This window comes from Kitasatospora sp. P5_F3, assembly GCF_054049135.1.
The window spans coordinates 62,499-83,181 of sequence record NZ_JBFUMY010000014.1 but is presented as its reverse complement, the minus strand read 5'-3'; the positions used below and the strand labels follow the sequence as shown (position 1 = coordinate 83,181).

Here is a 20,683-nt window from a genome sequence, read left to right as displayed (position 1 = left end):
CGGTGCTCCTCAGTTGGCCGTGGTGGCGTGCTGGCGTTCGACGGCCTCGTACAGGGCCCGGATGTTGGCGGAGCCGAAGGTGCCCGCGCCCTGACGCTCGATCAGCTCCAGGAAGAAGGTCCGCCGGTCGTGCGCCGAGCGGGTGAAGATCTGGTACAGCTGGCCGCCGTGGTCCTGGTCGACCAGCACGTTCAGCTCGCGCAGGGTCTCGACCGGGACGCTGGTGGCCCCGATCCGCTCCGGCAGCACGTCGTAGTAGGTCGGCGGGGCGGTGAGGAACTCGACGCCGCGACCAGCGAGTTCGCGCACCGCGACGGCGATGTCGCCGGTGTGGAAGGCCAGGTGCTGCACGCCCGAACCCTGGTGCCGGTCCAGGAAGGTGTCGATCTGGCCCGGCGGACGGGCGGTGTCCGGCTCGATCAGCGTGAAGGTGACCAGGCCGGAGGGGCTCTGCACCACGCTGGAGTCCATCGCCTGGGCGCCGACCTCGATGTACTCGTCGAAGATCCGGGTGAAGCCGAGCGCCTGCTCACAGAACTTCACCGCACCCGTCAGCTCCCCGGCCGGCACGCAGAGCGCGGCGTGGTCCAGGAACTGCAGCAGGTCGTCAGTGGTGGCCGGCTGCTCCGGCAGCGCGACGAACCGCAGCGCGACGTCGCCGAAGCCCGCCACCAGCCCGGGCGCCAGCGGCCGGGCACCGTTGCGCAGCGCCTGGTCGAGCGCGGCCGCCGGATCGGCGCAGCCGAGTGCGAAGACCGCCACCCCGTCACCGTGCCGGGCCACGAACTCGGCCACCGGGTGGCCCGGTTGCTCGGCCGAGCTGAGCAGGAAGCGGATCGTACCCTGGCGGACCCAGACCCGGCGGACGCCCGGTTCGGCGGCGACCGGCGGCTCCAGGGCGAAGGCGTACGCCTCGACCAGGTAGGCGGCGAACCGGTCTGCGTCGGCGCAGTGGAACTCGACGTGGGCGATGCTCTGGATGCTCAACGGATCTCTCCCGGCTGGTGTCTGGTGGCGCGGGTGGACGGCGGGCCGAAGATCAGGCTGAGGTTGTGACCGCCGAAGGCGAAGGAGTTGGAGAGGGCGGCCCGGACCGGGCCGGTACGCGCGGCACCCCGGACGTGGTCGAGATCGCAGGCCGGGTCGATGTCGTCCAGGTTGACGGTGGGCGGCAGTTCGCCCCGGGCCACGGCCAGCACCGAGACCACCGCCTCGACCGCACCGGCCGCCCCCAGCAGGTGGCCGGTGGCGCCCTTGGTGGAGCTGACGGCGGGCTGTCCGGCGCCGAACACCTGGCGCAGCGCAGCGACTTCGGCCAGATCGCCGAGCTTGGTGCCGGTACCGTGCGCGTTGACGTAGTCGATGTCGCCGGGCGCCAGACCTGCGCTGCGCAGCGCAAGGCGCATCGCGTCGGCGGCTCCGGAGCCGTCCGGGCGGGGCATGGTCGGGTGGTGCGCGTCGGTGCTGCCGCCCCAGCCGGCCAGGTCGGCGTAGCCCGCCGCGCCCCGGGCGTCGGCGTGCTCGGCCCGCTCGATCACCAGGACGGCGCTGCCCTCGCCGAGCACGAAGCCGTTCCTGCGGGCGTCGAACGGGCGGCTGGCCTGCCCGGGATCTTCCCAACCCTGGGCGAGCGCCCGGGCGTTGGTGAAGGCGGCGGCGATGGTCGGGTGCAGCGAGGACTCGCTGCCGCCGCAGACCACCACGTCGGCGTCACCGGCCCGGATCAGCCGGAGCGCCTCGGCAACCGCCTGGGCGCCGGCTGCGCAGGCGGTGACGGGGGCCGAACTGTAGCCCCGGGCACCGTACTTGATGGCGATCCGGGCCGCCGCCATGTTGGCCAGCATGCCCGGCAGCAGGTAGGGGCTGACGGCGGGCCGGCCGCGCTCCAGGCGGCGGTGCGACTGCTGCTCGAAGGTCTCCAGGCCCGCGCCGCCGGTGCCCAGCACCACGGCGATCCGGTCCGGCGCGACGTCCCGGCCGACCACGATCCCGGCATCGGCCAGCGCGTCGTCGGCGGCGGCCAGCGCGAGCAGGACGAACCGGTCCACGCAGCGGGTCTCGGTCGGCGGCAGCACCTCGCGGCCGTCGATCGCCGGGGCGATCCCGGCGGCCGGCAGCCAGCCGAAGGCCGGGTGGCCCTCGGGGACCGGGCCGATGCCCGAGCGTCCGGCGGTGAGCGCCTCGAAGACCTCGGCCGCCTTCCGGCCGACCGGGGTGACCAGGCCGAGGCCGGTCACGGTGGCGGCGGGTGCCGCAGCGGCGGTCACCGGCCGGCCCGGGTGCCGGCCAGGTGCCACTCGCGGAGCAGGACCTTGCGCACCTTGCCGGTGGGGCCGAGCGGGATGCGGTCGTCCGACACCACCAGCACCCGGCGGACGGTGGCGGCCACCCGCTCCTCCAGAGCCGCCGTCACCTCCTTGGTGCGGTCGGCCAGCTGGTCCGTCTTCGGGTCCAGCTGGAGCAGTACGTCGGTGACCACCCGGTCGCCCTCGCGGACCGCGACCACGGTGCAGTCCAGCACCTCCGGGCAGGCCGCGAGCACCCGCTCCTCGGACATCGCGGTGTGCAGCCGGTGCCCGTCGCCGAGGTCGACCGAGTCCACCGCGCGGTCCACGTGGTAGTAGTAGCCCTCCTCGTCCCGGTAGACCAGGTCGCCGGTGAGGAAGTAGCCGCGCACCCGGGTGCGGTAGGTGGTGACCGAGTCGTTCCAGTAACCCAGCGCCAGGGTCGGGGACTTGGTACCCAGCTCGCCGATCTCGTGCGGTCCGAGCTCGCTGCCGTCGGGCCCGAGCACCACGCAGTCGACGAAGGCGTGCGGCCGGCCGACGCAGCGGCCGTAGCGGTCGGTGTCCTGGCTGTGCGTGATGAAGAAGTGCGAGTGGCCCATCTCGGTGGAGCCGAGACCGTCCACGAAGACCGAGCCCGGAGTGCGGACCCGGCCCGCTCGGGTGACGCCCGCCCGGGAGCCGGTGGCGATCAGGCGGCGGATGTGCGCCTCGTGCGCGCAGTCGCCGGTGTTCCACCAGAGCGCGACGCTGTCCAGTTGACGGCTGCTCAGGTCGTGCCTGGCCAGGTCGGCCCAGGTGGCGGCGAAGCCGATCACGCCGTGCGGCTGCCAGCTCTCCACCGCGTCCAGCACGCCCTCGCCGCCCTGGGCGGAGAGCAGCGCGAGCTGGGCCTGCGAGCTGAGCGCCAGGTTGGTGATGATCAGGGTGGCGGCGTGCGGGGAGGGCAGCGCGGAGAGCATCCGCTCCGAGCCCTGCGGGCGGGGCAGTGCCAGGCGGTGCCGGATCGCCGCGTACAGGCTGTCGTGCGAGTGCAGCACGGCCTTGGGCAGGCCGGTGGTGCCGGAGGAGTGGGTGATCGCCACCGGGTCGCCGCCCCAGTGCCGGTACGGCTCGGGGGCGTCGTCCGGGTCGCCGAGGGCGAGCGAGGCGATCTCCGGCAGCAGAGGTGCGCCCGGGTCGTGCCCGGCCAGCAGCTCGCGGTGCGCGGGGTCGGTCAACACCCCGGCGGCGCGCAGCCGGTGGATGTAGCGGGCGGCCTTGTCGCCGTCCAGGTTCGGGTTGAGCAGCGCCGGGATGGCGCCGAGCCTGGCCAGCGCCAGGAAGCCGAGCACGTGGTCGGCGGCGGCGGTCGAGTAGATCACCACCGGGTCGCGGCGGCCGATGCCGAGCCCGTGCAGGGCGGCGGCCCTGGCCCGGACCGCGCGGTCGAGCTCGCGGAGGGTGAAGGGCTGCCAGGCGGCGTGGTCGTCGACCGGGGTGTCGAAGGTCAGCAGTGGTTCGTCGAGGCCCTCGCCGAGGGCGATCCGGGTGGTCAGGACGTTTCCCGCGCCGACGGCGGGGTCGTCCGCGAGTCGGGCCCGGATGCTGCGGATGCTCACAGTGGGTGGTCCCTCCCGATGGCCGGAGGCCATGCCGGTGAGATGAGCCGCCGGCGGACAGCGGCGGGGGATGACGGGGGAGTGTCAGGCGATGGTGCTGACCAGCACGGCCACGGCCCGGCCGGGGTCGGCGGGGTCGGCCTGCTCGGCGGCGATCACCAGCAGCTGGTCGGCGTCGTCGTCGGCCAGCAGCAGGGACGCCAACTCGATGGCGTCCGGCGGTACTTCACCCGGCACGGCGGCCGGTGGGCTGGTGGCCACCACCGGTCCGGTCAGGTTCCAGCGGGCGGCCAGGTGGCCGAGTACGGCGTTCGGGTTGGACTGGAAGAACAGCAGCGGCGGTACCCGGCGACCGCTGCCGGCTGCCTCGTTGATGGCCCGGGCGGTGCCCAGGTCACCGCTGAGACTGGTGAGCAACAGGCCGGTCCGGCCCGGTAGTTCGCGGCCCCAGGCATGCAGGCAGCGTTCGGCGGCGGCCACCACCAGCGGGTTGAACGGGGAGTCGGTGAAGCCGGGCAGTCGGGGGAGCTCGGTGTCGCCGGGCTCCGGCCAACGGCCCTGCGCGAGTAGACGGAGACTGTTCACGCGACGCCCACCAGCAGCGCGGTGTTCGCGCCGCCGAACGCCGAGTTGAGGCTCAGTGCGTACCGGGGCCCGGCCAGGTGCGGCCCGGTCAGCACCAGGTCCAGCGCGCAGTCCGGGTCCGGCCCGAGCCACCCCGCGTTGACCGGTAGCAGCCCGGTGCGCAGCGACTCGACGGTGACCGCGAGTTCGAGCAGGGCGGACGCCTCGAGGGCGTGCCCGTGCACGGACTTGCTGGAGCTGACCGGCGGCGGGTTCGGCCCGAAGACCGTGTGCAGCGCCCGTACCTCGGCCTGGTCCGCGAGCGGCGAGCCGGTGGCGTTGGCGTTCACGTACCCGATCCGATCCGGCGTCAGGTCGGCCCGGCCGAGCGCGGCCCGGATCGCCCGGGCGAGCCCGGAGCCGTCCGGTGCCGGACGGCAGACGTGGTACCCGTCGCCGGCCCGGCCCCAGCCCGCCAGCACGGCCAGCACCTCGGCGCCGCGCCGCAGCGCCACCGCCTCGGACTCCAGCACCACCGCCACCACGCCGTCGCCGAGCAGCAACCCGCTGCGGCCGGCGCTGAACGGCCGGACCTCGCCGTCCCGGGCCAGGGCCCGGCCGGCGTCGAAGACCGCGAAGGTGTCCGGCTCGACCAGGTAGCCGGCCGCGACCAGCACCCGGTCCTGCCGCCCGGCGGCGATCAGCGCTGCGGCGTCGGCCACGGCAGTGCCGGCTGCCACGCACGCGCCGGTGTAGACCCGGCCCGAGCCCCAACGCTCGTGCACAGGTGCGCAGCCGGCGGCGGTGACCGGGTCGCCGTGCCGGGCCAGCAGGAGTGGGCCGCCGGGCACGCCCGCCTGGTCGGCCGCCTCCGCCAGTACCGCCGTGAGCGCTTCGCCGAGGACAGGGGAGCCCGGCGCCAGCGCGGCCCGGTGGGCCTGGCGGTGTGTCACGTCGAAGCGGTCGACCGGAGCGAACCCCGGCCTTCCGTGCGTGGCGGCGGCCAGCAGCGGCCCGATCCCGGCGCCGAACGCGGAGCGCACCCCGAGCCCGGTGACCGCCACCCGGACGCCGCTCACGGCTGCCCGCGCCCGGCCGGGCCGACCGCGGTCCGCAGCAGCTCGACCGCGTCGGTGACCGTACGGACCGCGTCCACCGCCTCGTCGGGCAGCTCCAGGTCGCCGTAGCGCTGCTCGAACTCGGCTATCAGCCAGGTGAGTTCGAGCGAACCGAGCTCCTCGTCGACCGCCTCGGCGGAACGGTCGTGGAACTGCGCCAGCACGGTCAGCACCTCTGCCCGGTCGGGCAGCGGCGCCCCGGTCACGCCGGGGTACCGGCGGCGGCGAGCCGGTTGGCCACGTCGGCGGTGAACTGGTCGAGAGTCATCAGCGCGGTGCTCTCCATGTCGTCCAGGTCGAACTTCACGCCGTACTCCTCCTCCACCTGGACGGCCAGGTCGGCGAGCGCGAGCGACTCCAGGTCGAGACCGGCCGGTCCGAGATCGGTGTCGCCGGTGGCCTCGGAGATGTCGTAGTTCATCTCGGTCAGGGCGGCGAGCACGAACTCGCGGATGGCGTCCTGCATCGGGGGGCTCCGTTCAAGGGGTCGGGGGGTGAGTGGAACTCATGGGGAGTGCCCAGAAATTGCCCAGGTACTGCCCAGGAAGGTGGTGGCGAGCTCAGTGCTCGGCCGGCTCGGCCAGCGCGGCCGCCCGCAGTCCGGCCGGGTCGCGCAGCAGCTTGCCGGTGGCGGTCCGGGGGAGCGCCGGGAGCAGGGACAGCCGCCGGGGCCGCTTGTAGCCCGCGAGCCGGTGCTCCAGCCCGGCCCGGATCTGCTCGGACCCGGCGCCGTCGGCCGGGACCAGGTACGCCGCGACCGCGCCGGACTCGAACACCACCACCGCTTCCCGGACTTCGGGCAGCGCGGTCAGGGTGTGCTCGACCTCGGTCAGGTCGACCTTGAGTCCGCCGATCGAGACCTGTGAGTCCCGTCGGCCGAGCACGGTGAGCAGGCCGGTCTCCCGGTCCAGCCCGGCGGCGTCGCGGGTGTGCAGCCAACCGTCGGACCAGCGGCTCGGATCGGTGAGCCCCAGGTACGGCGAGTCGGCCCGCCGGATGTGCAGTTCGCCGCCCTCGGTGCGCAGTTCGAGACCGGGGACGGGGCGGGTGCCGGGGTACTGGGTGCCCGTCAGATCGGTGGCGATCACACCGAGTTCGGTCATCCCGTACATGGTCCCGAGCTGTACCCCGTACCGTTCGCCGATCGCCGCGGCCACGCCCGGCCTGGTCAGCTCGCCCGCGACGATGACGCGGGTGAGCTGGGGCAGCGGGCGCGGGGCACGGACCCCGGCGAGCAGTTCGGCGTGGAACGGTACGCCGATCACGGTGGTCGGCAGATCGTCCTCGGCTATCGCGGCCAGGATGCCGGCCGCTGTCATGCGTTCCGGCACGGTTAGCCGGACCCCGCTGTGCAGGCTGTGCAGCAACCCGCCGACCAGGCCCAGTACATGGACCACCGAGGAGAGCAGTACGGTCCGTGAACCCGCCTGGGGGAAGCCGGGCAGAGCGCGGTAGCAGGCGAGCTCACGGAGCAGATCGGCGGCCGTCCGGCCGATCACCTTGGACGGTCCGGTCGAGCCTGAGCTCAACTGGACCAGCGCGTGCGGCGATCGGGCCGGCTGCCCGCCGGGCAGTGGGACGGCGACCGGTTCGATCTCGCTGAACCCGCGCAGCCCCGAAGCCGGGTGCCGGTCCGCCTCGACCAGTACCTGCGGGGTGAGCCGGTCCAGCGCCGCCGCCACCTCGTGCTCCGTCAGCCGGTGGTCCAACAGGCAGACCTGGCCGCCCAGCTGCCAGGCGGCGAGCAGGGTGCTGACGTAGCCGAGCGAGGGCGGCAGCCGAAGGGCCACCGTACCGCCGGGTGCGAGCCCGGCAGCGGTCAGTTGCGTCACCTGGTCGGCGACCAGGGAACGCAGGTTGGCGCGTGTCACCGGCTTTTCGAACCGGAGACACACTTCTTGACCGGGACCGGCCAATAGGAAGTGCTCGACCCAGCCTTCCGGTGCTTCGGAATGCGGGGGCGGAGAGCTGGGGAAACCGGTCAACGCCACTCCACGAATGGGGGAGACAAAGATGGCAGTCGGTTCACTTTCGGCGGGTTGGAATTCCGCGTTCCCCGACCCTGGCACAGACGATTGGATCGGGTCAAGGTCTATACCAATGAGGGATCGGGCACCTACGCTGCCGACCCGGGAGCGGCCCGCGCGCGGCCGCCCGGGAGGGTGGGGCGCCGATGGGTCCGCTGACGCTGCGGGAGATCGAGGAGGACGCCCGGGGCCGACTCCCGGTCGCAGTCCGGGAGTTCATCGACGGGGGCAGCGACCAGGAACGCACGCTGGCGGGCAACCTGAGCCAGTACCGCAGCTGGGGCTTCCGACCCCGGGTGCTGGTCGACGTCTCGGCCCCGGATCTGACGGTGGATCTGCTCGGCAGCACGCTGGCCGCGCCGATCGGGGTGGCACCGATGGCCTACCACCGACTGGTCGACCCGGCGGGTGAGACCGCCACGGCGCGGGCCGCCGGGCAGCACGGCCTGCTCACGGTGGCCGCGATGTTCGCCAGCCGGACCCTCGAGGAGATCGCCGCGGCAGCCACCGGCCCGCTCTGGCTGCAGCTGTACTGGCTGCGGCAACGGGACGTGCTGGCCGGGCTGGTGGAGCGGGCCGAGCAGGCCGGCTACCGGGCCCTGGTGCTGACCGTGGACGCCCCGAGGATCGGCCGCCGACTACGTGACCTGCGGAACGGTTTCGCCGTTCCGCCGCAGGTCAGGGCGGTGAACCTGGACCCGGAGCTGATGACTGCCAGCAGTCGCTCGGCGGCCGGCAGTTCGGCGATCGCCGAGCACGCCAGGCAGCAGTTCGACACCACGTTGACCTGGGCCGACCTGGCCTGGCTGCGCGAGCGGACCAACCTGCCGCTGGTACTGAAAGGTATCCTGACCGCCGAGGACGCCCGGCTCGCGGTCGAGCACGGCGCGGCCGCGGTGGTGGTCTCCAACCACGGCGGCCGCCAACTCGACGGCGCGGTACCCACCCTGACCGCACTCCCCGAGGTGGCCGCCGCCGTCCCCGCCGACTTCCCGGTGCTGCTGGACGGCGGCATCCGCACCGGCACCGACGCGGCCACCGCGCTGGCGCTCGGGGCGCGGGCGGTGCTGGTCGGCCGCCCGGTGCTGTGGGGCCTGGCCACGGGCGGCGAGGCCGGTGCGGCCCGGGTGCTCGGACTGCTCCGGGACGAACTCGAACACACCCTTGCGCTGCTCGGCCGCCCCCGCCCCGGCGACCTCGACCGCAGTGCCCTCGCGCGACTCGGCGCCTGATCCGTTCTCATATTCCGTGCATTTCCAGTGAAAGGCAGCAGTGCAGTGGACAAGTTTTCCGACTGGGACTGGGAGAATCCGGAGACGCTGGCCGTCCGGATGGAAGAATTCAGTGCCGGAGTGGCAGGCTGCGAGAAACTCGAACCAATATCCGTAACACTTCCGCACAGCCACCAGGATTTCCTCGACCTGGGCCTGACCGGAATCGAGTTCGCCGCATTCAAGACCGCGCACCCGAACGGTCTCGGCAGCGATATCACCGCACTCACCAGCCCCGAGGCCACCACCGAGCCGGGCACCCTCTACCGGGTGGACGGCGAGCGCTGCTTCACCCAGCTCGACATCTCCCGGCCGCTGCCGTTCGCCGACGCCAGCGTGACCTGGGTGTACGCCGAGCACCTGATCGAGCACGTGCCGCTACCGGTGGCGCTGGGCTGGCTGCGCGAGTGCCACCGGGTGCTGCGCCCCGGCGGCGTGCTCCGGATCACCACCCCGGACCTCCGGCGCTACCTGGCGGGCTACGTCAACGGTGACGGCTTCCTGGCCAAGCACCGGCGACGGCTGAGCATGCTCGGCTTCGGCCCGCCGATGCCCGAGCGCAAGGCCTTCCTGATCAACCAGATCTTCCAGTACTACGGTCACCAATGGATCTACGACCAGGAGGAGTTGGAGTACGTGTTGGGTGAGGCCGGTTTCGCGGCCGAGGCGGTGCAATTGTGCGCCTACCGTGAAGGCATGCACACCGAGATCGCAGATCTCGACACCGCCTTCCGCAGTGACGAGACGATCTATGTCGAGGCATACCGGTAGAGCTGACGAATGGTCACCTGGAACCCCATCAGCTCCCTTTCCCCGAACGGAGGTTGAGCGAAGCCATGCCGCTCGACCCGCAAGTCCTGGCCCTGCTGGCCCGGCGCGCCGAAGCCGGTACACCCCCCCTCTACACCCTGACCCTGGACCAGGCCCGGGCCGCCGACCTGGCCGCCGTGCAGGCGGCAGGGGGTGCCCCCGAGCCGGTCCACTCGGTCACCGAGCTGGAGATCCCCGGCCCCGGCGGTCCGCTCACCCTGCGGCTGTACCGGCCGCCCGGCGGCGCCCGGCTCCCCGCGCTGGTCTACCTGTTCGGCGGCGGCTGGACGCTCGGCTCGCTGGACACCTGCGACGCGATCTGTCGCCGGCTGGCCAACGCCGCCGACTGCGTCACCGTCTCGATCGGCTACCGGCGGGCCCCCGAACACCCCTTCCCCGCCGCCGTCCAGGACTGCCACGCCGGCACCGTCTGGCTGGCCGAACACGCCGCCGAGCTGGGCCTGGACCCGGACCGGATCGCGATCGGCGGCGACAGCGCGGGCGGCAACCTGGCCGCCGCCGTCACCCTGCTGGCCCGCCGCGAGGGCGGCCCCGCCCTGCGCCACCAGCTGCTGGTCTACCCCAACACCGCGTACCGGGCGGACACCGCCTCGGTCCGCGAGAGCGAGGACCCGCTGCTGTTCAACCGGCACTCGGTGGACTGGTACTGGGGGCACTATCTGAAGGCCGAGGCGGACGGTGAGGACCCGCTGGCCTCCCCGCTGCGCGCCGACGACCTGTCAGGACTGCCGCCCGCCACCGTGATCACCGCCGAGTACGACCCGCTCCGGGACGAGGGCGAGGCGTACGCGGCCGCCCTGACGGCCGCCGGGGTGGAGGTCGCGGCCCGGCGGTACGACGGCATGGTGCACGGCTTCTTCGCGATGGCGGGGGAGCTGACGGCCGGCCGGGACGCCCAGGACTGGGCGGCGCTGCGGCTGCGGACGGCCTTCGGGACGGACGGGCCGTCATGAGCCTGCGGCTGGACCAGCTGCACGGCTCGCTGGCCGACCCGCTGCTGGACTCGATGACCTTCCTGAACGAGATCACCGGCCGCCATCCGGAGGCGATCTCGTTCGCCCCGGGGCGCCCCTACGAGGGGTTCTTCGAGACCGACCGGGTGGCCGAGTACCTGGACGCCTACCTGGACCACCTGCGCGAGCGGGGTCTGACGGAGGGGCAGGTCCGCAGCACGCTGTTCCAGTACGGCCCCACCAAAGGCATCGTGGCCGAGCTGATCGCCCGGACCCTGGCCAACGACGAGGGCCTGACGGTGGCGCCCCCGGCGCTGGTGGTGACGGTCGGCGCGCAGGAGGGCATGCTGCTGGTGCTGCGCGCCCTGTGTGCCGACCGGGACGATGTCCTGCTGGTCAGCTCGCCCTGCTACGTGGGCGTCACGGGCGCGGCCCGGCTGCTGGACATCAGCACCGTGCCCGTCCCCGAGGGCGACCCGGCGGCGGTCGCGGCCGCCGCCCGGGCGCTGCGGGCCGAGGGCCGCCGTCCCCGGGCGCTGTACGTGGTGCCGGACTTCGCCAACCCGTCCGGGGTCAGCCTGCCCACCGCCGTGCGCCGGGAGCTGCTGGCCACCGCCCGGGCCGAGGGGCTGCTGGTGATCGAGGACAACCCGTACGGCTTCTTCACCCGCACCGGCCGCACCCGGCCGACCCTGAAGGCGCTGGACGAGCACCAAGTGGTGGTCCACCTCGGCTCGTTCGCCAAGACCTGCTTCCCCGGCGCCCGGCTCGGCTACGTGCTGGCCGACCAGCAGGTGGTGGCGCCGGACGGCACTGTGACGCTGCTGGCCGACCAGCTGGCCAAGCTGAAGAGCATGACGACGGTGAACACCCCGGCGCTCAGCCAGGCCGTGATCGGCGGCCTGCTGATCCAGCACGACTTCCGGCTGCGGGCGGCCAACGCCACCGCGGTCGCCCATTACGCGGCCGGACTGACCACTCTGCTGGCCGAGTTGGAGCAGCACTTCCCGGCCGCCGAACGGGCCCGGCTCGGGGTGAGCTGGAACGAGCCGGAGGGCGGCTACTTCACCGTCCTCACGGTGCCGTTCCGGGCCGACGCGGCGGCGATGCGGCGTTGCGCGGAGCAGTACGGCGTGCTCTGGACACCGATGGCCGACTTCTACCCGGCCCCCCCCCCCCCCCCCCCCCCCCCCCCCCCCCCCCCCCCCTTCTGTCGTGCCGGTCAGCGCACCCGCTCCGCGAACAGCCGGGCCGACCACCAGACCGCCACCACGGTGAGCACCGAGACGATCAGCAGGCTCTGCCAGACCGAGCTGTCCCCGACCTGTCCGGCGAACAGGGACCGCATGCCCTCCACGGCCCAGTAGAAGGGGTTCCACTCGGCGATCGACCGGAGCCACTGCGGCGCCAGCGCCAGCGGCAGCAGCACGCCGGAGAGCAGCGCGATCGGCTGGGCCACGGTGTTCACCACCGGGGCCAGCGCGGCGTCGCTGCGCACCAGCAGGGCGATGCCGTAGGAGATCGCGGAGGTCATCAGCGCCAGCAGGGCCATCAGGAGGTAGGCCAGCAGCAGGTCGAGCGGGGCGACCGTGAGGCCGAACGGCAGCGCCAGCAGCGTGATGATGACGGCCTGCACCATCAGCGCCAGCACCTCGCGCAGCGCCCGGCCGAGCAGCAGCGCCAGCCGGCTGACCGGGGTGACCCGGGAGCGTTCGATGATCCCGGCCCGCAGCTCGCCCAGCAGGCTGAAGCCGGTGAACAGGCCACCGAAGATGACCAGCACGGCCAGCAGGCCTGGCACGTAGATGCGGTACGCCTCTTCGTAACTCCCGGCCCCCAGCACCTGCTTGAGCAGCGGGGCGAACAGCAGCAGGTAGAACAGCGGCTGGACGACGCCGACCACCAGCCAGACCGGGGTGCGGACCATCAGCAGCACCTGACGCTGGAAGACCAGCCAGGTGTCACGGGCGAGTTTCATGGGGCGGGGTTCTCCGGCTTCGGGCTAGCTGCAGGGCAGCTTCAGGCGAGGGAGCGGCCGGTACGGGCCAGGAAGACGTCGTCCAGGCTGGGGCGCTGGAGCTGGATGGTGGCAGGGGCCACGCCCGCGCCGTCCAGGGCGCGGAGCAGCTGCGGGATGGCGGAGGCGCCGTCGCGGACGTAGAGCCGCAGTCCGCCGTCCTCGGGCGTCTCCAGCCGGTGCAGGGCGGGTTCGCCGCGCAGTGCGCCGGCCGCCTTCTCCACGCTGTCGCCGGCGGTGAGGCCGACCAGCAGCACGTCTCCGGAGATCTCCTGCTTGAGCTCCTCCGGGGTGCCCTCGGCGACGATGCCGCCGTGGTCGATGATGCCGATCCGGTCGCAGAGCGCGTCGGCCTCGTCCAGGTAATGGGTCGTCACGAAGACCGTCATGCCCTCGCCGCGCAGCCGCCGGATCTCCTGCCAGACCTGCGCCCGGCTGGCCGGGTCGAGGCCGACGGTCGGCTCGTCCAGGAACAGCACGCCGGGCGAGTGAATCACGCCGAGCGCGATGTCCACCCGGCGGCGCTGGCCGCCGGAGTAGGTCTGGCACGGGCGGTCGGCGAACTCGCCCAACTCGAAGGCGGCGATTGCCCGCTCGGCGCGCTGCCCGGCCTCGGCCTTGCCGATGCCGTGCAGCCTGGCCTGGTGGACCAGCTCCTCCCGGCCGCTGACGGTGTCGGTGGTGCCGCCGCCCTGGGCGACGTAGCCGATCCGGCGGCGGACACCGGCCGGGTCCTGCCGCAGGTCGGCGCCCGCGACGGTGGCCTCGCCGCCGTCCGGGCGGATCAGGGTGGCGAGCATCCGCAGGGTGGTGGTCTTCCCGGCGCCGTTGGGGCCGAGGAAGCCGTAGATCTCACCGGCGGCGACGCTCAGGTCGAGGCCGGCGACGGCATCGACCGTGGTGGCCTGGCGGCCCTTGCGGGACTGGTAGGACTTGCGCAGCCCCGTGGTCTCGATCAAGCCGGAACTCCCGTACTGGGGTGGGCTGTCAGGGGAAGGCCCGCGCTGTGGGGTGCCCGCTGCGGGCGCCGCGACCGGGCACTGCGAGTCACCCTAGGGTCTGGGCGGGGTCCGGAACAATGGTCTGGACCATCCGGTTTTCGCGCCGGGCGGCCGTGGCGGCCAGCAGCTCAAGGCGGTCAACTGCCGTGCGTGCGCCACCCTTCGCCCGAAGTTCCGCGCCGAGCCGTTCGGCCCCGGCGCGCAGGGCAGGTTCGTCCAGCACCCGGCGCAGGGCCTGTGCGATCTCCTCGGGCCCGGCCTGCTCGAAGGAGATCCGCAACCCGGCTCCGGCGGCGGCCACCCGGGCCGCCACCAGCGGTTGGTCGTGCCGGATCGGCGCCAGCACCGGCGGCACGCCGTACGTCAGCGCCTCCCCGGTGGTGCCAAGGCCGCCGTGGCCGAGCACGGCCGACAGGGTGCCGCGCGCCAGCAGCTCCAGCACCGGCGCCCGCTCGACCGTCACCGCCTGGGCCGGGAAAGTCGGCCAGAGCTCGCGCGGTGCGACCACCACCGCCTGGACGTCGGGGCCGAGCCGGTGCAGGGCGGCCGCCGTCCGGCGCAGGAAGTCGGCGGTCACCTCCTCGGCCAGCGTGCCCATCGAGACCAGCACCTGACGGCGGGTCGGATCGAGCCGCTCCCAGGGGAAGTCCGGCTGGGCCGGACGGTCCGCCAGTACCGGGCCGACCAGCGCGTACTGCTCCGGGTGCGGGCCGCCGGCCAGCGCGTCGCCGGTCAGCGCCAGCACCAGGTCGGGGGAGAAGCGCGGGTCCAGGTACGCCCCGGCGGGCAGGCCGGCCCGCTGCCACAGTCCGCGCAGCCGCTCCTCGATCCACGGCTCCAGCTCGGCGAACGGGCGGCCCAGCTCCATCAGGCCCGGCGCCAGCGAGGCCCAGGCCAACCCGTGCCGATGCGCCGTCAGCGCGCCCGCCGGGGTGTGCTGGTCCACCACCAGCACGTCGGGCCGCCAGCTGCGGACGGCGGAGTCCAGGGCCTTCGCGGTGAACCGCGCGTACGGCACCACGAAGCCGTCCCAGAGCGAGTGCACCGCCGCCAGGCCCGAGCCGCCCTGCGGGCGGAACAGCCGGGAACCGGTGCCGAGAATCCCGCTGCCCGGGTCCAGCAGCGAGCGCAGCACGGGCTCCGAACCGGTCCAGACCACCTGGTGGCCACGGGCCAGCAGCTCGCGGCCTAGACCAATTGTGGGAAAAACGTGGCCGGTCAGTGGTGGCACGACGAGCATGAACCTGCTGGTCAAAGGGGTATGACGCACCATCAGGGAGGTCTCCACCTGCTCGGGGTCGCCCGCGTCGGAAGCGGAACGCATCTTGTGCGGTGCGCGGGGCGTGGGAATACTAGCCCGGGTGACCGCACTGGAGGCAGTGGCCGTCCATCTGCCAGACCGTGCTGTGCCCATCGAGGCGGTCGGGGAGCGGATCGGTCTGACCCCGCGCCAACTCAAACTCTTCCGCCGCTTCCACGGCCTGGACCAGGTGCGCCTGGACCCGGACGGGACGCTGCTCGACCTGCTCACCGGCGCCCTCGGCGCCCTGACCGAACTCCGGGGACGGGAACACCAGGTCCGGTACGTGCTGCACGCCCGCAGCATGCCGGTCTCGACGCCCTACCCGGCCAACCCGCTGCACGAACTGCTCGACCGCTTCGGCCTCGGCCATGCCAACGCCTTCGCGGTCACCCACCACGCCTGTGCGGCAAGCCTGCTGGCCATCGACCTGGCCGGCAGGCTGCTCGCCGCCGAACCCGACCCGGAGGCACTGGTCCTGGTGCTGACGGGGGAGAAGACCTTCACCCGGGACGCCCAACTCGTCCCGGAGACGGCCATCTTCGCCGAAGGCTCGGCCGCCTGCCTGGTCCGGGCCGGTGGCGGCCGGGACGAGGTGCTCTCGTACGCCGTCCGGCAGCTCGGCGAGTTCGACGGCCGGCTGGCCGAGGACCCGGAGCTGATGGCCGGCTACCAGCGGGCCTACCCGGAGGCGATGGACGAGGTGATCCTGCGGGCGGTCGACCAGGCCGGACTCGGGCTGGACGACATCGCGCTGATCCTGCCGCACAACGTGAACAGCATTTCCTGGCAACGCCTGTGCCGTCGGCTGGGCTACCCGGTGGAACGGGTGGTGCTGGACAACGTGGCCTCGGTCGGGCACAGTTTCGCCGCAGATGCTTTCATCAATCTTCACACCGCCACCGCGCGAGGTCTGCTCCGGCCAGGTGACCGCTACCTGATCGCGGCCTCCGGTCTCGGCGCCACCTTCTCGGCGATGACCGTCCGCCACTGACCGTCCGCCACTGACGGTCCGTCAGTTCTCCTCTCCGCCAAGCCGGTTCCGGCTCTGCTGTCCGAGCCGTGCCATGCCCGATGGGACGTACCACCGATGGACGACACCACCCTGCAGACCGATCCCGCCCTCCGTGGCCGGGTACTGACCAGCATCGGCACCCTGCTGCCCCGGGTGCTGAAGAAGGAGCTCGCCGAAGTCCCGGAGAACGCCTGCCTCTTCGACGACCTCGGGCTCACCTCGGCCGGCACGCTGGAGCTGATCCTGGAACTGGAGGAGGCGCTGGACATCCAGGTCGACGTCGAGCAGATCGGCGAGGACGACCTGCGCTCGGTCGCCAGCCTGGCCGACTTCGTCGCCGGACACACGATCGCCGAGGACTGACCGGAATGCACCCGCACCCGTCCGGGCCGTACCTCCGGCACCTCCGGCACGGCGAAGGCGGACTGCGGATCAGCCGGGTGCTGGCCCAGGAGTTCGACGGACACTCGAAGGCCGCGCTCGACCCGGACCTGCGGGTCTTCGCGGGCGACCTGGCCCGGCCGTACGGGCTGCCGCTGCGCGAAGACCTGCTCGAGCAGGGCGTCGGGCACGCGTACGGCGAGATGGGCGAGGCGCTGATCGACCGGCTCGGCCTGACCGGGGATCAGCCGGTGGACCTGCTGATCCTGGCCTTCGCCGTGCCGGACGTCCAACCCGGCCGGGCCGTCACGCTCCATCTGGCGCGCCGCTGTCCCGGGCAGCCGCTCGCCTTCGCGATCGGCGACCAGGGCTCGGCCGTGCCGTTCACCGCCCTGCGGATCGCCGACCAGTACGCGCGGACCGGCGGCTGCCGCCGGGCCCTGGTGCTGATCCTGGAGCAGAGCGCACTGCACTACCTGCCCGCCGGTCCTGTGGTGCTGCCGAAGCGGCATCAGGGCGTTCTTCTGCTGCTCGAACCAGCCTTGGAGGGACAGGAGATGACGATCAGTCAGATTCATGGCCCGGCCGTCGCGGGCCGGTCGTCCAGCCATCCGGACCAGCCGCTGACCGGGTGTTGGGCCGAACTGGCCGGCGTCGGCGGCCCGCTGCGGGTTGCCGACCTCGACGAGCAGTTCGGCCGCCGGTCGACACTGGATCAGCCGGCCGTGCGGTGAGCATCGACACGGTCGCGCTCTGGGTGATCCCGACCGACCAGCCCGCGCCGGTGGTGGACCGCCTGCACCGGCTGCTCGACCCCGGCGAACGTGAACGGGCCAGGACCATGCCGGACCCGGCCCGCCGGGCCAGGTTCGTGGTCGGCCGGGGCGCGGTCCGGCTGCTGGCGGCCCGGCCGCTCGGGCTGCCACCGGCCGAGCTGGCCTGGCGCCGGGGCCCGCACGGCAAGCCCGAGCCGGTGCACAACCCGACCGGCGCGCAGTTCAGTTGGTCCGGCTCGGGTTCGCTCGCGGTGCTCGCCGTCGCGCACGGGCGGCCGGTCGGCGCCGACGTCGAGGAGCTGCCCGCCGAACGGGTCGCGGTCCGGGTGGCCGATCGGTACTTCCCGCCCGAGGAGGCCCGGTTCGTCGCCGACGGGCCGTCCGGGCAGCACCGTTCGGCCCGCTTCGCCCAGCTCTGGTGTCGCAGGGAGGCGGGCGTCAAGCTCTACGGCGGACGGCTCGCCCAGGGCCTGCCGCTCAGGCTGGCCGGCCGCAGCCCGCTGCGGCTGGACGCACTCAAGGGCCTTTCGCCGAGCCCCTGTTGGATCCGGGACATCCGGGTGCCCGGACCGTTCCGGGCCGCCGTCGCGCTGGCCGGACCGGCACCCTTCCTGGTCCGCCGCCGGACCTGGACCCCGCACGCCCCACTCGACCTCCCACCACTCGAAGTACCACTTGAACCAGGAGCAGCCGATGACTGATCTTCACCCGTCGGGAGCGGCCACCCTGCTGCCCACCGACGTACCCGGCGTGGTGCTCTGCTCCGGCGCCTTCGAGACACTGATCGCCGACCTGCGACTGGGGATCGAGGCACTCGGCGCCGACGAACCCTTCGAGCGGATCGCCGTCCCGCCGGTGATCTCCCGCGCACTGGTCGAGCGGGCCGGCTACGCGAAAGCCTTCCCGCACCTGCTCGGCACGGTGCACAGCTTCACCGGCACCGCCGCCGAGTGGGGTGAGCTCTCCGGCCGCCCGGACTGGCACGCCACCCAGCGGATCGGCGACGTGGTCCTGCTGCCCGCCGCCTGCTATCCGCTCTACGCCACGCTGGCGGGCCGGGAACTGACCGAGCCGGTCGGGTTCGCCACCTCCGCGTACTGCTTCCGGCAGGAGGGCAGTCACGAGCCGGGCCGGCTGCGCAGCTTCCGGATGGCCGAGTACGTCACCGCCGGAAGTCAGCAGCACTGCGAGGACTGGCGGACGCGCTGGCTGGACCGGGTGGCCGACTGGCTGACCGCACTGGACCTCAAGGCCACCGTCGAGGTGGCCGACGACCCGTTCTTCGGCCGGGCCCGCAGGATCTTCCAAGCCGCCCAGCGCGCCCAGGAGTTGAAGTACGAGCTGCGGGTCGAGCTGGCCGACGGACTGGTCCAGGCGATCGCCTCGGCCAACTGCCACAAGGACACCTTCGGTACCGCCTTCGGCTTCACCGCCGACGGCGAGCCGGGGCACACCGCCTGCGCCGCGTTCGGGCTGGAGCGGATCGCGCTCGCGCTGATCCACGCCCATGGGGAGCACCCGGCGCAGTGGCCGGCGTCCGTCCGGCTCGCGCTGACCGGGGGGCCGGGCCGATGACCGTGATCACGGTTCAGTACGACGGCGGTAGTTCGGGTTCGGGGCCGCTGACCTTCGGTCAGGACAACATGATCCTGTGCATCCGCCGGGACGACCCCGACCAGATCAACAAGCAGGCGGTCTGGCCGATCCCGCCGGATGCAGGGCTGCCGGAGGTGTTGGCGGTGCTGCGGCAGCTGGCCGAGCGGCACGAGTCGCTGCGTACCCGGTTCCCCTCCGACGGCCCCGACGGCGGGACCCGGCAGGTGGTGCACGCCGCCGGATCGTTCCGGGTGACCCTGGTGGAGGCCGGTTCGGAGGGTGAACTCGACGCGCTGGCCGACGAGTTGGCGCGGAAGGACCGGCCGGTCGCCTTCGACCTGGCGGCGGACTTCCCGATCCGGTACACCCTGCTGACCCGGGACGGCCGGCCGGTCCGGCTGGCCGTGGTGGTCTGCCACTCCGCCGCGGACGGCGCCGCCACCTCCCGGCTGTTCGAGGAGTGGTACACGCTGCTCGGCGGTGGCGAACTCGCGCCGCCGAGCGCGCCCACCCCGCTGGAGGTGGCCGAGTCCGAGCGCACCCCGGTGGGCCGTCGCCGGGCCACTGCCTCGCTGCGGCACTGGGAGAAGATCCTGCGGACCAGCCCGCAGGCGGTGTTCGCGGACTCGGGCATCACCGGGCCGCCGGGCCGGGTGGCCACCCTGGCGATCCGGTCCCCCTCGGCCGCCGCCGCGCTGGCCGCCGCCGCGCAGCGGACCGGCGCCAGCCCGTCCAGCGTGCTGCTCGGCATCTTCGCCGCCCTGATCGCACACCGGGCCGCCCAGCCCAGGCTGGTGATCGCCGCACTCTCGGCCAACCGGCACCGCTCCCAGCTGGCCGGCTACGTGGGCACGCTGGCCCAGGACGCGCTGCTCGCCGTGGACACGGCGGCCGAGGACCTGGACGAGGTGATCGGCCGGACCAAGGCGGCCGCGCTGGCGGGTTACTGGCACAGCACCTTCGACGCGACCCGGATCTGGGAGCTGATCGAGGACGTCGCCCACCTGCGCGGATCGCGCTGGGCCCGCCAGGTGGTGGTGAACGACCTCAGCATGAGCATCCCGGACGCCGCCGCCCAGGCACGCCCGATGCCGTACACCGATCCGGAGCTCAGCTGGTACCCGGAGGAGGAGGTGCCGGTCCGGGTGATGCTCAACATCTGGCGGGTCAAGGACTGTGTCGAACTCTCGCTGCACACCTGCCCGCAGGTGTTCGACCGGGCGGACAGCGAGCGGCTGGCACGGGGTCTGCTGACCCTGGTCGAGGCAGCTGCGACCGGCCCCGTGGCGCTGGACGGGCTGGCCGGACTGACCGGCCTGGCACCCGGGGTACGGGACGGTGAGTGGGAGTCGGTCGACGGCTCGTGGATCGACCTGGCCGCCGTCCGGGAACTGCTGACGCACGCACTGGGCGCCGGGCTCCGTCCGAGGGTGGCGGTGGAGAACGGGCGGCTGACCGCCCGGCTGGACGCCGGCCCGGCCGCGCTCACCCCGGCCGGGGCGCACCTCGCGGTGCTGGCCGCTCTGTCGGAGCGGCAGACCGCGATGGCCCCGCAGTACTACGTGATCGACGGGGCCGTCCCGGCCGAAGGAAGCGGCCGGGACGGTGGAGTGACCGACTGGCAGGCCCTGTTGGGCTGAGCCGAGGATCAGCCGTTCTGGGCGGCCCAGAACTCGTCGAAGTTCAGCACGCCGTCCTTGCTGGTGTCGGCCTTGTTGATGATCGCCTGGGCGACGGGCTCGGTGACGTACGGGTCACCGAGCTCCGCCATCGCCTTGGTGTACTCGGCCGCGGTGATGAAGCCGTCGCCGTTGGCGTCGAAGCGTGCGAAGACCTGCTTGGCGGTCTCGATGTCAGCCATGGTGGTACCCCTCCTGATGGGTCGTGGTGCAGGTACTTTATCGGCCCATCGGGAGAGGTCCGGACGCCGGACCCCCGGCCACGGCC

Annotated in this window: 21 protein-coding genes and 1 pseudogene; 10 read left to right on the top strand and 12 right to left on the bottom strand. The window is 73.1% G+C overall.

Annotated elements, in window-relative coordinates; all coding sequences use genetic code 11:
* Window positions 1-9 precede the first annotated feature (9 nt).
* The 8 genes from hppD to ACXJMZ_RS12490 all read right to left on the bottom strand — a co-directional run bounded on the left by hppD (window position 10) and on the right by ACXJMZ_RS12490 (window position 7,439).
* Window positions 10-987: a 4-hydroxyphenylpyruvate dioxygenase gene (gene hppD / locus ACXJMZ_RS12525; RefSeq protein ID WP_457030084.1), complete on the bottom strand. Its 978-nt coding sequence runs from the start codon at window positions 985-987 to the stop codon at window positions 10-12.
* Window positions 984-2,267 carry a beta-ketoacyl-[acyl-carrier-protein] synthase family protein gene (locus ACXJMZ_RS12520; RefSeq protein ID WP_457030083.1) on the bottom strand — a complete coding sequence of 428 codons (1,284 nt, stop codon included), beginning with the start codon at window positions 2,265-2,267 and terminating at the stop codon, window positions 984-986. The genes hppD and ACXJMZ_RS12520 overlap by 4 nt, the downstream gene beginning before the upstream one ends.
* Entirely contained in the window at window positions 2,264-3,886 is a 1,623-nt protein-coding gene (locus ACXJMZ_RS12515) for a class I adenylate-forming enzyme family protein (RefSeq protein ID WP_457030082.1), read from the bottom strand. Before ACXJMZ_RS12515 ends, ACXJMZ_RS12520 begins: the two co-directional genes overlap by 4 nt.
* An 84-nt stretch (window positions 3,887-3,970) precedes the next feature.
* Window positions 3,971-4,471 (bottom strand): beta-ketoacyl synthase chain length factor, encoded by a 501-nt coding sequence (locus ACXJMZ_RS12510; protein WP_457030081.1) that lies wholly within the window; start codon window positions 4,469-4,471, stop codon window positions 3,971-3,973.
* Window positions 4,468-5,529: a beta-ketoacyl-[acyl-carrier-protein] synthase family protein gene (locus ACXJMZ_RS12505; protein WP_457030080.1), complete on the bottom strand. Its 1,062-nt coding sequence runs from the start codon at window positions 5,527-5,529 to the stop codon at window positions 4,468-4,470. The genes ACXJMZ_RS12510 and ACXJMZ_RS12505 overlap by 4 nt, the downstream gene beginning before the upstream one ends.
* Complete coding sequence (locus tag ACXJMZ_RS12500; RefSeq protein ID WP_057237135.1) at window positions 5,526-5,774, bottom strand: acyl carrier protein; 249 nt, start codon at window positions 5,772-5,774, stop codon at window positions 5,526-5,528. The genes ACXJMZ_RS12505 and ACXJMZ_RS12500 overlap by 4 nt, the downstream gene beginning before the upstream one ends.
* Complete coding sequence (locus tag ACXJMZ_RS12495; protein ID WP_057237137.1) at window positions 5,771-6,034, bottom strand: phosphopantetheine-binding protein; 264 nt, start codon at window positions 6,032-6,034, stop codon at window positions 5,771-5,773. Before ACXJMZ_RS12495 ends, ACXJMZ_RS12500 begins: the two co-directional genes overlap by 4 nt.
* Window positions 6,035-6,128: 94 nt before the next feature.
* Window positions 6,129-7,439 carry a class I adenylate-forming enzyme family protein gene (locus ACXJMZ_RS12490; RefSeq protein WP_457030079.1) on the bottom strand — a complete coding sequence of 437 codons (1,311 nt, stop codon included), beginning with the start codon at window positions 7,437-7,439 and terminating at the stop codon, window positions 6,129-6,131.
* A gap of 302 nt (window positions 7,440-7,741) precedes the next feature.
* On the opposite strand from ACXJMZ_RS12490, the gene ACXJMZ_RS12485 reads away from it, so the two are divergent.
* The 4 genes from ACXJMZ_RS12485 (at window position 7,742) to ACXJMZ_RS12470 (ending at window position 12,017) form a co-directional block, all read left to right on the top strand.
* Window positions 7,742-8,827 (top strand): alpha-hydroxy acid oxidase, encoded by a 1,086-nt coding sequence (locus ACXJMZ_RS12485; protein ID WP_457030078.1) that lies wholly within the window; start codon window positions 7,742-7,744, stop codon window positions 8,825-8,827.
* A gap of 45 nt (window positions 8,828-8,872) precedes the next feature.
* Window positions 8,873-9,637: a methyltransferase domain-containing protein gene (locus ACXJMZ_RS12480; RefSeq protein WP_457030077.1), complete on the top strand. Its 765-nt coding sequence runs from the start codon at window positions 8,873-8,875 to the stop codon at window positions 9,635-9,637.
* Window positions 9,638-9,702: 65 nt separating this feature from the next.
* On the top strand, window positions 9,703-10,650 hold the full coding sequence (locus ACXJMZ_RS12475) for an alpha/beta hydrolase (protein WP_457030076.1): 948 nt from the start codon (window positions 9,703-9,705) through the stop codon (window positions 10,648-10,650).
* Window positions 10,647-12,017 carry an aminotransferase-like domain-containing protein gene (locus tag ACXJMZ_RS12470; protein WP_457030075.1) on the top strand — a complete coding sequence of 457 codons (1,371 nt, stop codon included), beginning with the start codon at window positions 10,647-10,649 and terminating at the stop codon, window positions 12,015-12,017. Before ACXJMZ_RS12475 ends, ACXJMZ_RS12470 begins: the two co-directional genes overlap by 4 nt.
* Here the strand turns inward: ACXJMZ_RS12470 and ACXJMZ_RS12465 are convergent.
* The 3 genes and pseudogenes from ACXJMZ_RS12465 to ACXJMZ_RS12455 form a co-directional block, all read right to left on the bottom strand.
* A pseudogene (locus tag ACXJMZ_RS12465) lies at window positions 11,963-12,577 on the bottom strand (ABC transporter permease); the annotation flags it as partial. The gene ACXJMZ_RS12470 and the pseudogene ACXJMZ_RS12465 sit on opposite strands and share 55 nt — an antisense overlap.
* A gap of 92 nt (window positions 12,578-12,669) precedes the next feature.
* A complete protein-coding gene (locus ACXJMZ_RS12460; RefSeq protein ID WP_457030074.1) occupies window positions 12,670-13,626 on the bottom strand; it encodes an ATP-binding cassette domain-containing protein in 957 nt (318 codons plus the stop codon).
* Between the two features lie 88 nt (window positions 13,627-13,714).
* On the bottom strand, window positions 13,715-14,992 hold the full coding sequence (locus ACXJMZ_RS12455; protein ID WP_457030073.1) for a glycosyltransferase: 1,278 nt from the start codon (window positions 14,990-14,992) through the stop codon (window positions 13,715-13,717).
* Window positions 14,993-15,029: 37 nt separating this feature from the next.
* Between ACXJMZ_RS12455 and ACXJMZ_RS12450 the strand changes: the two genes are divergently transcribed.
* The 6 genes from ACXJMZ_RS12450 (at window position 15,030) to ACXJMZ_RS12425 (ending at window position 20,376) form a co-directional block, all read left to right on the top strand.
* Window positions 15,030-15,962 (top strand): 3-oxoacyl-[acyl-carrier-protein] synthase III C-terminal domain-containing protein, encoded by a 933-nt coding sequence (locus tag ACXJMZ_RS12450; protein ID WP_457030072.1) that lies wholly within the window; start codon window positions 15,030-15,032, stop codon window positions 15,960-15,962.
* Window positions 15,963-16,058: 96 nt separating this feature from the next.
* Window positions 16,059-16,346, top strand: a complete 288-nt coding sequence (locus tag ACXJMZ_RS12445) for a phosphopantetheine-binding protein (RefSeq protein WP_457030071.1) — start codon at window positions 16,059-16,061, stop codon at window positions 16,344-16,346.
* Between the two features lie 5 nt (window positions 16,347-16,351).
* Window positions 16,352-17,098 (top strand): hypothetical protein, encoded by a 747-nt coding sequence (locus ACXJMZ_RS12440; protein WP_457030070.1) that lies wholly within the window; start codon window positions 16,352-16,354, stop codon window positions 17,096-17,098.
* Window positions 17,095-17,841, top strand: a complete 747-nt coding sequence (locus tag ACXJMZ_RS12435) for a 4'-phosphopantetheinyl transferase family protein (RefSeq protein ID WP_457030069.1) — start codon at window positions 17,095-17,097, stop codon at window positions 17,839-17,841. The genes ACXJMZ_RS12440 and ACXJMZ_RS12435 overlap by 4 nt, the downstream gene beginning before the upstream one ends.
* Window positions 17,834-18,715 carry a hypothetical protein gene (locus tag ACXJMZ_RS12430; protein WP_457030068.1) on the top strand — a complete coding sequence of 294 codons (882 nt, stop codon included), beginning with the start codon at window positions 17,834-17,836 and terminating at the stop codon, window positions 18,713-18,715. The genes ACXJMZ_RS12435 and ACXJMZ_RS12430 overlap by 8 nt, the downstream gene beginning before the upstream one ends.
* Window positions 18,712-20,376 (top strand): condensation domain-containing protein, encoded by a 1,665-nt coding sequence (locus tag ACXJMZ_RS12425; protein ID WP_457030067.1) that lies wholly within the window; start codon window positions 18,712-18,714, stop codon window positions 20,374-20,376. The genes ACXJMZ_RS12430 and ACXJMZ_RS12425 overlap by 4 nt, the downstream gene beginning before the upstream one ends.
* Window positions 20,377-20,384: 8 nt before the next feature.
* Here the strand turns inward: ACXJMZ_RS12425 and ACXJMZ_RS12420 are convergent, their stop codons facing one another.
* Entirely contained in the window at window positions 20,385-20,597 is a 213-nt protein-coding gene (locus ACXJMZ_RS12420; protein WP_457030066.1) for an EF-hand domain-containing protein, read from the bottom strand.
* Window positions 20,598-20,683 lie beyond the last annotated feature (86 nt).

Excerpts from the sequence above, each read along its gene's own strand:
- ACXJMZ_RS12445 (WP_457030071.1), top strand. The coding sequence starts at position 16,059 with ATGGACGACACCACCCTGCAGACCGATCCCGCCCTCCGTGGCCGGGTA.
- ACXJMZ_RS12425 (WP_457030067.1), top strand. The coding sequence starts at position 18,712 with ATGACCGTGATCACGGTTCAGTACGACGGCGGTAGTTCGGGTTCGGGG.
- ACXJMZ_RS12440 (WP_457030070.1), top strand. The coding sequence starts at position 16,352 with ATGCACCCGCACCCGTCCGGGCCGTACCTCCGGCACCTCCGGCACGGC.
- ACXJMZ_RS12475 (WP_457030076.1), top strand. The coding sequence starts at position 9,703 with ATGCCGCTCGACCCGCAAGTCCTGGCCCTGCTGGCCCGGCGCGCCGAA.
- ACXJMZ_RS12420 (WP_457030066.1), bottom strand. The coding sequence starts at position 20,597 with ATGGCTGACATCGAGACCGCCAAGCAGGTCTTCGCACGCTTCGACGCC.
- ACXJMZ_RS12470 (WP_457030075.1), top strand. The coding sequence starts at position 10,647 with ATGAGCCTGCGGCTGGACCAGCTGCACGGCTCGCTGGCCGACCCGCTG.
- ACXJMZ_RS12495 (WP_057237137.1), bottom strand. The coding sequence starts at position 6,034 with ATGCAGGACGCCATCCGCGAGTTCGTGCTCGCCGCCCTGACCGAGATG.
- ACXJMZ_RS12485 (WP_457030078.1), top strand. The coding sequence starts at position 7,742 with ATGGGTCCGCTGACGCTGCGGGAGATCGAGGAGGACGCCCGGGGCCGA.
- ACXJMZ_RS12455 (WP_457030073.1), bottom strand. The coding sequence starts at position 14,992 with ATGCGTTCCGCTTCCGACGCGGGCGACCCCGAGCAGGTGGAGACCTCC.
- ACXJMZ_RS12430 (WP_457030068.1), top strand. The coding sequence starts at position 17,834 with ATGACTGATCTTCACCCGTCGGGAGCGGCCACCCTGCTGCCCACCGAC.